The sequence below is a fragment of the Flavihumibacter sp. UBA7668 genome (genome assembly GCF_002483205.1).
GTDB lineage: Bacteria > Bacteroidota > Bacteroidia > Chitinophagales > Chitinophagaceae > Flavihumibacter.
On the sequence record NZ_DLHM01000001.1, the window covers coordinates 766,825 to 780,894 of the forward strand.

Below are 14,070 nucleotides of genomic sequence, written 5' to 3' on the forward strand. Positions count from 1 at the left end.
CGCTTATTTTTCATAAAAAATGAAAGAGCGGCTTTTACAATTTATCTGGCAGGAAAAATTTTTTCAGCTGAATGAATTAAAGGTAGAAACCGGTGAAAAATTGACCATTCGGGATCCGGGAACCTGGAATCATGACCAGGGACCTGATTTTTTGAATGCAAGGATTTTACTGCATGGGACCTTGTGGGCGGGACATGTGGAAATACATGTTAAAAGTTCCCAATGGTACCAGCACCGCCATCAGACTGACCCCTCCTACAATAATGTAATTCTACATGTTGTTTGGGAGAATGATGACAAAAAATTGTCCGCCAGTTTACCCACACTGGTTTTGCAGCATCGGGTTTCAACATTTTTATTGGATCGATACGAGCAATTGATGCAGAACGAAGGACAAATGGTTTGCCAGGAATGGTTGCCAGAAATCTCCGCTCCATACTGGCAGGCATGGAAACAGGAATTAATTTTGGAGAGATTACACCGTAAAGCAAATGAGCTGCTGCTTTTATATAAAAAAAGTAACAAAAACTGGAATGATGCAAGTTGGTGGTGGATGGCGCGTTATATGGGAGGAGTAATTAATGGAAGTTTTTTTGAACAGGTAGCGCAAAGTCTGCCTACCCGAATATTATCAAGGCATAAAGATCAGGTTATTCAATTAGAAGCAATGTTACTGGGTCAGGCCAACTTATTGAATGATTCCAACTCAGACCCCTATGTGCAGTTATTGCAACGTGAATTTGAATTTCTTCAACACAAATATCAATTACCCTTTGTACACGGCCGGGTTCAGAAGTTAAGAATGCGGCCGGCGGCTTTTCCTGAAATCAGGCTGGCACAGTTGGCCATGTTAATACACCGGCAGGGAATGTTCAGCAGAAATTGGCTGGATGCAGCGCATCCGAAATTGCTGGCTAAATCCCTGGATATAACAGCCAATGATTTCTGGCACTATCATTTTACTTTGGATGAAGCAGCACCCTATTATCCGAAGCATATGGGAGAGGAATTGATACAACAACTGCTTATTAATGTGATCATACCGTATATCTATGCGGTTGGGATGTATCAGAAACAACCTGGATTTCAGCAAAAAGCGGTGAATTGGCTGGGAGAAATCGGGGCTGAAAAAAATGCCCTGATTAAACAATGGCAACGCGCAGGGGTACCTTGTGGCAATGCGTTGGAAAGTCAGGCCCTGATAGAATTGAAGAAATATTATTGCCAGGCAAAACGTTGCCTGGATTGTTCAATTGGCCGATTTATTTTAAATCAATCCGACGGCAATGGACCGCCGGATTGAGATAAATTACCATTCGTAAACCAGGTTCATTTGAACATCGGGTGATAAGCTTTTGAACACCGGGCAATTATTTCCGATCCTTTCCAGAATGGTTTGATCTTTTTCACTAAGGTTTAACGTTTTCGGAAAGCGAAGAATTACGTCTATTTTTCCGATCCTGCGGGGGTCACTAACCATATGTTTTTGTATATCGATGGTGGTTCCGGCCAGTTCAATATCCATATCCTGCGCCTTAATGCCCATTGTAGTAATGGCGCAGGTTCCAAGGGCTACACATACCATATCGGTGGGTGAAAAGCGTTCTCCTTTTCCACGGTTATCCGTAGGTGCATCGGTTTCAATAGTAGAGCCACTCTGTACATGGGTCGCCTTGCAACGTAATTGTCCTTCGTAAACAACGGATGCTGTCATGCTGTTATTTTTGCATAAATTTACGCTAGCAGGTACCTAAAAAAATGACTGTGAAAAAAATCTTGTTATTGCCGATAGGAATTGTGATGACAACCATGGTATGGGCCCAATCCAATCCCACATCCCCTAAGAAGGATAAGAAAGCTGAGAAAAAGGAAAGAATCAATGCCCTGTTGAAGATGGAGGAGGAGGGACAACTCATCTTTGATAAACATAATGTGTTTGGCTTAAGGCTGAACAGCGATGGTTGGGGGATCTGGTATGAGCGTGGAAAATTTATTACACCTCGCAAAACACGTCTTATTCAGATTGAATTCAATGAAAAAAAACATCCAAAGGAAGATAAGGATGCAGGAAGTATTGACCTCTTTACCGGTAATGTAAACCAGTATGTATTTGGCAAAGCCAACAATTTTTACCAGTTGAAAGGAGGGTATGGCCAGCAGCATCTGATTGGTGGCAAAAGCAATAAAAACGGCGTTTCTGTAACCGGGATTTGGGCCGGAGGAATAAGTTTCGGCATTGAAAAACCTTATTATGTAGATGTCGTTGACCGAACCACAGAGGAAAGAAGCCGTAAACGTTTTACAGAGATTGAGGATTTTCGTCAATATAGTTATCTGGGCGCTTCCGGATTTACAGTAGGCTGGGGAGAGGTAAAATTCAATCCGGGTGCCCATGCGAAAGCGGCACTCCGCTTTGATTATGGTCGTTTTAATGAAGTGGTTTCAGCCATTGAAGCGGGTGTTAATCTGGAATATTACAGTCAGTCTGTTTTACAGATGGTGGATAATAAAGAAAAGAACCTGTTTTTTAACGCCTATGTTACTGTGCTCTTCGGTAAGCGGAAGTAACGTAATTTTGTTCCATTATGCAGGAATTACCCGTTGTTGCAGCCGTTCCGAAAACTGAGTCTGCAGTTAAAAAGCCAAACTGGCTAAGAGTTAAACTTCCCACCGGAGAAAACTATAAACATGTTCGTTCTCTTGTAGATACACATAAACTTCATACAATATGTGAAAGCGGCAATTGCCCGAATATGGGTGAGTGCTGGGGAGAAGGTACCGCTACCTTTATGATCCTTGGCAATACCTGTACCCGGAGTTGCGGCTTTTGTGCAGTAGCTACCGGCCGGCCTGATCCGGTGGATTGGGATGAACCTCAGCGGGTGGCGGAAGCGATTTACCTGATGAAAGTGAAACATGCCGTGTTGACTTCTGTTGACCGGGATGAGCTAAAAGATGGAGGTTCAACTATCTGGCATAATACGATTAAAGCGGTAAAACAATTAAATCCGAATACAACGCTGGAAACCCTTATACCTGATTTCAAAGGAATAAAAGAGCAGGTTCAACAGGTGATAGATGCCGCTCCCGAAGTGGTTTCACATAATATTGAAACGGTGGAACGTCTCACCAAACGGGTACGGATCCAGGCCAAATACTGGAGAAGTATGGAAGTGCTGAGAACCCTGAAAGAAGGGGGCATGCGGGTGAAAAGCGGAATCATGTTGGGATTGGGTGAAACTAAAGAAGAAGTGATTCAAACCCTGACTGATTTACGTGATAATGGCGTAGATGTTGTAACCATTGGACAGTATTTACAGCCTACCAAAAAGCACCTGCCGGTGGATCGCTTTGTACATCCGGACGAATTTGCAGAATACCGGGAGATTGGATATAATTTAGGATTGGATTATGTGGAAAGTGGTCCGTTGGTGCGTTCCTCTTACCATTCCGAGCGCCATGTTATTCCAGGTTATGGAAAAAATAAGTGGCTGGAAGAAAAAGCAGGGATGGAGATTTATAAAGCATCCTGAAATCAGTATACGCATTAAACCAGGTCATTGTTATTTCAATTGATTATGAATTTATTTCTAACTAAAAAGGCCTTTCTGGGCCTTTTGTTTTGCCCCTTGGTCAGTATTGCACAAGTAAACTGGAAAAATTGTTCTGCAGCGTATGGTCCATTACCAACAGGGATGGAAGTTTTTTCATTTGAAGGCAATTACCAGAATAAGCCCTTTCGTGCATTTTATGCAATTGCCGATCCAGGGTCTGGTAACCTCCAAATAGAACACGATACCACCAAAAACAGACGCATTACTCCATCGGGATTTTATGAAAAAAACCGTCAACCGGTGCTGGTGGTGAACACCAGTTTCTTTTCATTCAAAGACAATCTGAATTTGAATATAATAGTAAACAAAGGAAAGCTACTGGCGTTTAATAATCATACTATTCCAGGGAGAGGTGCCGACAGTGGCCTGTATTACCATCCATTTGTAAGTGCACTTGGCATAAATAAAAAGGGCGAGATGGATGTTGCCTGGACATTCACGGCAAGGAATAAACGAAAACCATTTGTCACAGATGCTGTATTCGAATTGTACATGGATTCAATCCCGACATTCTCCCTACAAACTGCCCGCAATACAAGTCGTTTAAATGGTCGGCATACAGCAGTTGCAAAACATCGCCTTGTTAAATGGAAAAAAGAAACTGTAATCGGAGGAGGGCCGGTGCTGGTCCAAAACAATTTGGTTGCCATCACCAATAACGAAGAATGGAAATTTGCAGGAAAAGCCATTCAGGATGCTCACCCCCGTACAGCCATAGGTTACACAAAAGAAGGTAAGCTGATAGTTTTGGTAATTGAAGGTCGCAATCCGGGTATTGCTGCAGGTGCCACATTGGAAGAAACGGCCTCCATTTTGGTGGAATTAGGTTGCGTTGAAGCATTGAATCTGGATGGTGGTGGAAGTTCCTGCATGTTGATCAATGGAAAGGAAACGATTCGTCCATCCGATAAAGAAGGACAGCGGGAGGTACCGGCAGCGATGATAATGAGAGAGGGGAGATGAGGAGGTGAAAAGTGAAAGGTGAGAAGTGAAAGGGAGACTATTTTTGCAAGATGAAAAAGGACTGGTAACCAATTTATTCAAACCTTGTTTTTACAAAAACGGCAGTTTGTGTTGCAGAAATATCCGCATTTTACCAATCGTCTTCCCCCAACACAAATAGCCGCTTTTTAGGCATACCTCCTGAATTTCTAAGCCGACTGCGAAAGTTGGCAGAGTGCCTAATCAGCAATTTAGAAATCATACTGTTCAACATATTTCTTATCCGCATGCAAAGTTTGATATGCTTCGAAAATCAGCACCAGGGAAATATGAAAGCGCGGCTCCGGAATAGGTTTGTATGTAGACATTGGTACAATCGGCTATTTTAAAGATTTAAAAGTAAAGAAGCGAGCATTGAAAACCGAACCAAAATCCGGCAGTAAGATTAGTGGTATCTAATAAAATTCCCGTTCGGCTGCAATCAGCCGAACGGGAATCCCTCTTACTTTTAACTTCTAATTTTTAACTTTTAACTTCAAAGTGACGCATTACTCTGCTTCATCTCCCAAACGAGTGCACTTGCACCAAGAATGGCAGCATCGGCTTCGTGTAAATCGCTTTTTATAACTTTTACTTTGTTCTTGAAGATGGGGAGCAGGTTTTTTTCCATATGCTCGATGGTAGGATCAAAAATCAGGTTACCGGCTTTGATCAGTCCGCCGAATAATATAATGGCTTCCGGAGAAGAGAACATTACAAAATTGGCCAGTGATTCACCCAGTATTTGTCCGGTAAATCGATATACTGCCTGAGAAATTTCATCCCCCTGCATAGCACAATCAAAAATCTGTTTGCTGGTCAGTTCTTCGAGATTGAATTTTCTGAGCAGGCTGGCTTTTTCCGGTTGGTTTTGCAGCATTTCTTTCGCGGTTAAAACCACTCCTGTAGCAGATGCATAGGCTTCCAGGGATCCTACCAATTCGGTGGACCAGTGCGGACGGCCACCCGGACGAATAATGGTATGTCCCAATTCTCCTGCAAAGCCATCGTGCCCATATATAAGTTGACCATTTGCAACAATACCGCTTCCAACTCCGGTACCCAGGGTAATGGTGATGAAATCGCGCATCCCTTTGGCAGCACCATATTGCATTTCCCCAACAGCTGCAGCATTAGCATCATTGGTGAGAGCCGTAGCCAGATGCATCCGATGGCTTACCATATCAGCCAGGGGCACCACACCAACCCAGCGAAGATTGGGAGCATATTCAATAGTACCGGTATAATAATTACCATTCGGTGCACCAATGCCGATCCCTTTGATCAGCTCAGCTCCACCTACTTTATCAATCATCAGGTTCAACCGAACACAAAGGGCATCTACAAATGCATCCGGTGTTTCATATTCCGGGGTAGACAATTGTTCATACTGAAGAACTTCCCCGCGGCGATTAACAATACCACATTTTGTATTTGTACCACCTATATCCACTCCGATGGCATATTCTAAAGGAATTTTTGTCATGCTCATATTCGCTTGCAATTAATGTCCACCACCGATCTGACTGTCGAAATCCAGTCCCTGGGAGGTTAATACGTTTTTAAGTTTCAGCGCAAGATAAGCAAGGAATGCAAAACAGGCCGCTGCTAATAGATAAGAAAAATGCATATCCTTGAGATCGCCCAATACTCCTTGTAAAGGAGGAAGTACGGCGCCACCCAGGATCATCATGATAAGAAATGCAGAACCCTGACTGGTATATTTACCAAGTCCGGCTACCGCAAGGGAGAAAATTGAAGGCCACATAACAGAACAGCATAATCCACCTGCCATAAACGCATATACGGAAATAAGTCCGTTTGTAAATACCCCGATCAGCATGAAAATGGTAGCGAGTACAGAAACAGTCAACAGTGTCTTAACGGGTTTTTCCTGTCCATAAAAGAAAGCCAGGATCATAATCACCACCACAACAGAATAGCCATAAAGATCACTTATATCGTTTCCTTTAAGATGATTGGCAAAGAGCACCACGGCAAAAGCTATGAATGGCACCACAATGGTCGCAATTCGTTTACCCATGGCTGATAGATTGAATACGCCAATTGCTCCGGTCCAGCGCCCGATCATAAGGCTGCCCCAATAAAGGGAAATAAAATGGGAAATTTCGCTTTCATCGAGCCCCATTTCATTAAAATAACCGGGTGTTTTTAATAATGCGCCGAAGTTATTATCAATGGTAACTTCAACACCAACATAAACAAATATGCCGATCATTCCATAAATAAGTTGCTCATATTTCATTGCACCCCAACCATCGGGACTCTTTCTTGCAGCACCATTGGAATAAAATAGTATAACTACTACAGCAATAAGTGTAAGCAGTAGTAATACCAGTTTGCTGGTATCTGTAAATTGTCCTATCAGGATGATCCCCAAAATAATTCCCGTCATTAATAACAATGCACCGGCGGCTTTATTTGCCTTTTCAAAACGTTCATCGTTTTTACCATCTGGCAGATTTGAAAACGAGAAAAACAAGGCAACAGCTGCGAAAACCGCTGCAACAATTATGTACAGTGTATTGATATTGGTAATTGTAACCTCCTTTCCGGTATCGGTTACTGAACCAAAAAGGAAAAAACTAACAATAATGGGCCCCAGTGTAGTACCGAAAGAGTTAACCCCACCACCCAGATTCAGTCGCTGGGTTCCGGTGGACGGGTCACCTAATGCAATGGCAAAAGGCTGTGCCGCGGTTTGTTGAAGTGAAAAGCCAAGTGCAACAATAAATAAGGAGCCCAAAATGGCAGGAAAGGAATTGGCATTGGCCGAAGGAATGATCAGCAAAGCACCTGCCACAGAGATCCAAAGTCCGTAAATAATCCCTTTTTTGTATCCAATCTTATTAAGGATATCGTACCCTAAAACATTGGAGACGATAAACAAAATCAGGCTTCCGATAAAATAAGCTCCATAATACGCAGAACCGATCAACTGGCTCTGGAACTGGTTCAGATTAAAATGGGTTTTGCAGAATGGGATCAGTATACTGTTTGAGGCAGCAATGAAACCCCAGAAAAAGAAAACCATTACAAGCGTTGCTAAAGCGCCTGTATTTGTTGGTTGTTTGGTTTGCGACATGATAAAGTCCAGGTTTTTAATTTGTCAATATGACCTTGCACAGAAGCAGTGAAAATAGGAAGAATTTTATTTGTCTGAAATTTTTTCAATGGATCGTCCCCCCAATTCAATTTCTTATTATATTCAATCGTAATTATTTCTATGGAAATTCTTCATGTATCAGCCGAATGCTATCCGGTAGCAAAGGCAGGTGGTTTAGGGGATGTGGTCGGAGCATTACCTAAATACCTGACAGAAGCCGGTCATATTTGTAAAGTTGTAATGCCTATGTACAGGACGAAATTCCTGTATGAAAATAAATGGGAGGTCGTGCATAAGTCGAGTGCTTATTTGGGCGCCACCTGGTTCGATTATACCATTATAAAGGAATCCACCAATAAACTTGGATTTGATTTATACCTGGTCGACATCAATGGTTTACTTGACCGCGAGAAAATTTATGGCTATGCCGATGATCCGGAACGGTTCACTTCTTTCCAAATTGCAGTTGTGGACTGGATTAGTTCCTGGAAACATCATCCGGATTTAATACATGTGCATGACCATCATACAGCACTGATCCCGTTTATGATCAAACATTGTTACCAGTACAGTCATCTGGAAGCAATTCCTACCGTACTTACTATTCATAACGCCCAATACCAGGGCTGGATGGATTGGAGTAAAGCCGATTATATTCCGCATTGGGATGGCTGGCGCTGGGGAGTGCTGGACTGGAATAATATGATTAATCCGCTGGCTGCGGGTATTCGCAGTGCCTGGAAGGTGACAACGGTAAGCTGGAGTTACCTGTATGAGATGCGGCAGGAAAGTAACGGACTGGAAGCTCTTTTCGAATATGAGAAAGGGAAATGTGTGGGAATCATCAACGGAATTGATTCGGATGTATGGGATCCGGCAAGCGACACCTATCTGGAAGAACATTATTCCATTGAAACGCTCGCAATAGGGAAAAGAGCCAATAAAGAGGCGCTTTGTAAAGAGTTTAACCTGAATCCGGATAAGCCACTTTTTGTGTTTATCGGCAGACTGGTTGGGGAAAAAGCAGCGGATTTGTTACCAAGAGCAATTGGCGATTCTTTATATTATATAGATCAGCGCATGAATTTTCTGGTGCTGGGTAGCGGTGAAACACATGTGGAGCAGGAATTGGAGAACATGAGATCGTATTGGATGGGGTATTATAATTCCAAAATCGGATACAACGAACAACTGAGCCATCGAATGTATGCAGGAGCGGATTTTTTGCTAATGCCGAGCAGGGTAGAGCCATGCGGACTGAACCAGCTATACGCCATGCGTTATGGAACGGTGCCGGTTGTGCGCAGAACAGGTGGACTCAGAGATACGGTGCTGGATATTGGTGAGCCCGGCGGATATGGCATTTCCTTTAATAATGCCAGTGTGGGAGATATAACCCAGGGAGTTTATCGTGCCGTTGAATTGTATGAAGATCAGTTGCAGTTTGATTCCATCCGCCGCAAATTAATGGAACTTGATTTCGGGTGGGATGTCAGTGCCAAACAATACATCGACTTATATAAATCTTTATTACCTTAAGAGTCCCGAGTGCTTTAAATCAATCTAATCCAAACGTAACGATATGTCAATCAGCAAAGAAATACTTGCCGTAATCCTTGGCGGAGGTGCAGGTACCCGCCTTTATCCGCTCACTGCCAGCAGAAGTAAACCCGCTGTTCCCATTGCAGGAAAATACCGACTGGTGGATATTCCCATTTCAAACTGTATGAACTCCAATATCAATCGGATGTTCGTACTAACCCAGTTCAATTCGGCTTCGCTTAACCGGCATATTAAGAACACGTATCATTTCAGTGCATTCAGTGCTGCTTTTGTAGATATCCTGGCGGCAGAACAAACGCCGGATAATCCCACCTGGTTTCAGGGTACAGCCGATGCCGTTCGGCAAAGTTTGCGACATATTACACCTTTTGAAAGCGAATACGTCTTGATTTTATCAGGTGATCAGTTGTACCAGATGGATTTCAGTGAAATGCTGGAAAACCACAAGAAAAACGGGGCTGATATTTCAATTGCTACCATTCCCGTTGCTGAGCGGGAAGCACCGGAATTCGGAATATTAAAAGCATCGGAAGGATTCATTACCTCCTTTGTTGAAAAACCCAAAAAAGACGTATTACCGGAATGGATCAGTGATACCGGCGACGAAATGCGGACCCAGGGACGTCAATACCTGGCATCAATGGGGATTTATATTTTCAACCGAAAACTGCTCTTTGATCTGCTTGAAAACGAGAAAAAAGATGCTACGGATTTCGGTAAGGAAATTATACCGGAATCAATTCATAAATACAAGGTTTGCAGTTACCAGTACGATGGCTATTGGACGGATATCGGAAATATCTATTCCTTTTTTGAAGCGAATATCAGCCTGACTAAAGACATTCCGGAATTCAATTTGTTTGATAATAAAAACGCGATTTATACCCGTGCACGTATGTTGCCGCCTGCAAAAATCAGCGGCTCTACGCTGGAGAAAACGGTGATTGCGGAAGGTTCTATTATAAATGCATCCCGGGTAGAAACTACAGTTGTGGGGATTCGTTCCCGGATCGGTCATGGTAGTACGGTGGTAAGCAGTTACCTGATGGGAAATGATTATTTCGAAACCATCAATGATATGAACCAGGCAAGGCAAAGCGGTCAACCGATTTTAGGAATCGGAGATCGCTGTTATATTAAAAATGCTATTGTTGATAAAAACGTGCGGATAGGAGACGATGTTCGCATCAATGGTGGCCCTCATCTTGAAAATTGCGATCACGCATTATATACGGTGAAAGATGGAATTGTAGTGGTGAAGAAAGGGGCGGTGATCCCGAATGGATTTGTGATATAGTAGGTGAAAGGTGAAAAGTGAGAGGTGAAAAGGGTTTCCGGATTGTGGGGACTTTTTTCACCTTTTTTCATATTTCACCATGCACCTTTCACCTTTTTTCTTATTTTCGACTGTTGTGTAATTCTTACACATTATAAAACGATTGCTATGGCTGTAACGGCACCTTCCGGTGGTCAGCAGAAAAACGGACTGCATCCAAAACCTGTTTTATCAATTGCGCAGATTGTTACCATGAGTTTTGGATTTATGGGAATTCAGTTTGGTTTCGCTTTGCAGAATGGCAATACCAGCCGGATTTTACGTTCCTTTGGCGCAGATGTGGAACACCTGCCGGCATTTTGGCTGGTAGCTCCGGTGGTGGGGATGATTGTACAACCAATAATTGGACATTACAGTGACCGCACCTGGAATCGGGTTGGGAGGAGAAAGCCATATTTTTTGACGGGGGCCATTCTATCTTCCATCGCTTTGATTTTTTTACCGAATTCCGCAAGTCTGGCAGGATTGGTTCCTGCCTTATGGATAGGTGCAGGAATGGTGATGGTGATGGATGCATCCTTTAATATTGCCATGGAGCCATTCAGAGCCCTGGTGGCAGATAACTTATCAGATAAGCAGAGTACACTTGGGTTTAGTATTCAGACTTTTTTAATTGGATTAGGAGCTGTTGTTGGATCCATATTGCCGGAATTACTGGCAGAATCGGGATTCAGTAAAGATGCCGGAGTTTCTGGTGTAGCTGATAATATTAAGTACTCCTTTTATATAGGTGCAGCAGTTTTTATAGCTGCCATATTGGTAACTGTATTTTTTTCCAGGGAATATCCACCTGCAGAATATGAAAAATACCATGGTAAGCCGGAGTTATCAACAGAAAAAGGCAGTTTGCTTGATATATTTAAGGATTTCGGAAATATGCCGAAAACAATGAAGCAATTGGGTTTGGTGCAATTCTTCAGTTGGTTTGCCCTTTTTAGTATGTGGGTGTTTACGACGGATGCTGTGGCTACCCATGTATATGGATTATCGGGTGATTATTCAAAATCGGTTGAATACAATGATGCCGGAAACAAAGTAAGCTCAGCATTTGGAGTGTATAATTTCGTGGCAATGGTGTATGCACTAATGTTGCCGATAATTGCACGTCAGTTTGGACGTAAAATGACCCATGCTTTGTCGCTTTTTGCAGGTGGAATTGGGTTGATTTCAATATTCTTTTTGAAGGATCCGGCTATGCTGAAGTTTTCCATGGTAGGGGTGGGTTTGGCCTGGGCCAGTATACTGGCAATGCCTTATGTAATTCTTTCAGGTTCCATCCCTGCGGGAAAACTCGGCATATATATGGGCATCTTCAATTTCTTTATTACCCTTCCGCAAATTGTAAATGGTTTGGTGAATGGTTGGATTGTAAAAAACATATACGATGGCCAACCGATTTACGCTATTGTACTGGCGGGTTTTTTTATGATATGTGCCGCCATCAGTGTATTATTTGTATATGATGAAGGCTGGATAAAAATTCAGCAGGAAAAGAAATTGATGTCCAACAGGGCTTGATTATTTAATCACTCATTGATATTATATGGCGTTTAGAAACAGTTTGACGGTAGGGTTTTTGATGACGATCATTACTACTCTTCAGGCACAGGAAATCAATTGTTATCCGACCAACTGGTGGGTTGGCATGAATAATCCGAAAGTACAGGTAATGGTACATGGAAAGGAATTTGGCAAAGGGGTGATTTCAGTTGGTGATTATCCCGGTGTGGTGGTGGAAAAAATTACGGCGGCCGAAAATCCGAATTATGTATTTATTGATTTGATAGTATCAAGTGCTGCTAAACCGGGAAAATTACAGATCAATAGTAAAGTCGGAAAAAATACAGCAACGGCTTCCTTTCCTTTGAAAGCCCGGCGAACTGGTAACGGCGATACCTATGCGCAGGGTATTCGTTCGGAGGATCTGGTGTATTTATTGATTCCGGATCGGTTCAGTAATGGAAATCCGGATAATGATAAGATCGCTGGATTATTGGATCAGACGCTCAACCGCGATTCAATTTATCACCGGCATGGAGGCGATATTCAGGGCATCATTAATCACCTTGATTATTTACAGGATCTGGGAATAACGGCGCTTTGGCCGCTCCCTGTTTGGCAGAATAATATGCCGGATCGCACCGAACATGGTTATGCCATCACCAATCATTACAAGGTGGAACCACGGTTAGGAACAAACGAAGATTATCTGCGATTAAGTGATGAATTGCACAAGCGGGGAATGAAACTGATTCAGGATGTAATCTATAACCATACGGGGCTCTATCATTTTTTTGTTCAGGATAAACCAATGAAGGACTGGCTACATGAATGGCCCTCCTATACCGGTACCAATTATAAAGACCAGGCACTTTTTGATCCGTATGCCAGTCAGGCGGATAAAACAAAATTACTGGATGGCTGGTTTACGCCCTTGATGCCTGATTTAAATCAGCGAAACCCATATGTTGCTAATTTTTTGATTCAACATGCCATCTGGAGTGTGGAGGAATTTGGCGTGGATGGATGGCGGGTAGATACCTATATCTACAATGATCTTGCTTTTATGAACCGTTGTAATAAGGCCTTGCTGGAGGAGTATCCGAGGATTAGTATTTTTGGTGAAACCTGGGTGCATGGGGTTCCCAATCAGGCTTATTTTACTGAAAATAACCTGGGTGATGTACCATTTAAAAGTAATCTGCCTGGTACTACTGATTTTCAAACCCTTTTTTATGGGATTCAGGAAAGTCTGACAAAGCCATTTGGCTGGACGGATGGCGTGAATAAATTATATACCACAGCGGCACAGGATTATATGTACCGTGATCCGATGAAACAGGTAATCTTTCTGGATAACCACGATCTTGCCCGGTTTTACAGTGTGATAGGGGAGGATACCGCAAAATATAAACTTGCCTTGAGCTGGCTGCTGACCTTTCGGGGCATTCCTCAATTGTATTATGGAAATGAATTACTGATGACTGGATTTACCAATCCGGATGGTTGGGTACGGCTCGATTTTAAAGGTGGCTGGCCAGGGGATAAAGAAAATAAGTTTACTGCAGCCGGACGAACTCCAAAAGAAAATTCAGTTTATCAGCATATCCGGACACTGGCGCAGTTCAGGAAAACTTCATCGGCATTGAAAACCGGTAAGATGATGCAGTTTGTTCCGGAAGACGGGGTGTATGTTTATTTCAGGTATGACGGCAGCCAGACGGTTATGTGTATCATGAATACGATGCCGCATGCTAAAACCCTGGATTTCAACCGTTTTGCAGAGAGAACTGCCGGATTTAAGTCGGGGGTTGATATCCCATCCGGTATTTCTTACTCATTAACTGCCCCCTTAACCCTTCGTCCCATGTCCATGCTCGTATTGAACCTGGATTAGGTGTCAGACAGGTGTTGGAACTCTGTTGGAGAGGTGTCAGATACATGTCTAA

Annotated in this window: 11 protein-coding genes; 8 read left to right on the top strand and 3 right to left on the bottom strand. The window is 42.9% G+C overall.

Going from position 1 to position 14,070, the window contains the following annotated elements; genetic code table 11:
* The first annotated feature begins 19 nt into the window (after positions 1-19).
* Entirely contained in the window at positions 20-1,303 is a 1,284-nt protein-coding gene (locus B2746_RS03280) for a DUF2851 family protein (RefSeq protein WP_290790960.1), read from the top strand.
* A 6-nt stretch (positions 1,304-1,309) separates the two neighbouring features.
* On the opposite strand, the gene B2746_RS03285 is transcribed toward B2746_RS03280, so the two are convergent.
* On the bottom strand, positions 1,310-1,714 hold the full coding sequence (locus B2746_RS03285) for an OsmC family protein (RefSeq protein ID WP_290790962.1): 405 nt from the start codon (positions 1,712-1,714) through the stop codon (positions 1,310-1,312).
* Positions 1,715-1,764: 50 nt separating this feature from the next.
* On the opposite strand from B2746_RS03285, the gene B2746_RS03290 reads away from it, so the two are divergent.
* The 3 genes from B2746_RS03290 (at position 1,765) to B2746_RS03300 (ending at position 4,577) form a co-directional block, all read left to right on the top strand.
* Entirely contained in the window at positions 1,765-2,568 is an 804-nt protein-coding gene (locus B2746_RS03290; protein WP_290790965.1) for a hypothetical protein, read from the top strand.
* 17 nt (positions 2,569-2,585) lie between these two features.
* Positions 2,586-3,533 carry a lipoyl synthase gene (lipA, locus tag B2746_RS03295; protein ID WP_290790967.1) on the top strand — a complete coding sequence of 316 codons (948 nt, stop codon included), beginning with the start codon at positions 2,586-2,588 and terminating at the stop codon, positions 3,531-3,533.
* 162 nt (positions 3,534-3,695) lie between these two features.
* The gene (locus tag B2746_RS03300; protein WP_290790969.1) at positions 3,696-4,577 is read left to right on the top strand and encodes a phosphodiester glycosidase family protein; all 882 of its coding nucleotides are present in this window, start codon (positions 3,696-3,698) and stop codon (positions 4,575-4,577) included.
* Positions 4,578-5,091: 514 nt separating this feature from the next.
* Here the strand turns inward: B2746_RS03300 and B2746_RS03305 are convergent.
* A complete protein-coding gene (locus tag B2746_RS03305) occupies positions 5,092-6,087 on the bottom strand; it encodes an ROK family protein (protein ID WP_290790970.1) in 996 nt (331 codons plus the stop codon).
* Positions 6,088-6,099: 12 nt separating this feature from the next.
* Positions 6,100-7,701: an MFS transporter gene (locus B2746_RS03310; protein WP_290790972.1), complete on the bottom strand. Its 1,602-nt coding sequence runs from the start codon at positions 7,699-7,701 to the stop codon at positions 6,100-6,102.
* 141 nt (positions 7,702-7,842) lie between these two features.
* On the opposite strand from B2746_RS03310, the gene B2746_RS03315 reads away from it, so the two are divergent.
* The 4 genes from B2746_RS03315 (at position 7,843) to B2746_RS03330 (ending at position 14,018) form a co-directional block, all read left to right on the top strand.
* On the top strand, positions 7,843-9,261 hold the full coding sequence (locus B2746_RS03315; protein WP_290790973.1) for a glycogen synthase: 1,419 nt from the start codon (positions 7,843-7,845) through the stop codon (positions 9,259-9,261).
* Between the two features lie 43 nt (positions 9,262-9,304).
* Positions 9,305-10,582, top strand: a complete 1,278-nt coding sequence (locus tag B2746_RS03320; RefSeq protein WP_290790974.1) for a glucose-1-phosphate adenylyltransferase — start codon at positions 9,305-9,307, stop codon at positions 10,580-10,582.
* A gap of 147 nt (positions 10,583-10,729) precedes the next feature.
* The gene (locus tag B2746_RS03325) at positions 10,730-12,139 is read left to right on the top strand and encodes an MFS transporter (RefSeq protein ID WP_290790975.1); all 1,410 of its coding nucleotides are present in this window, start codon (positions 10,730-10,732) and stop codon (positions 12,137-12,139) included.
* 25 nt (positions 12,140-12,164) lie between these two features.
* A complete protein-coding gene (locus B2746_RS03330; RefSeq protein ID WP_290790976.1) occupies positions 12,165-14,018 on the top strand; it encodes a glycoside hydrolase family 13 protein in 1,854 nt (617 codons plus the stop codon).
* Positions 14,019-14,070: the final 52 nt, after the last annotated feature.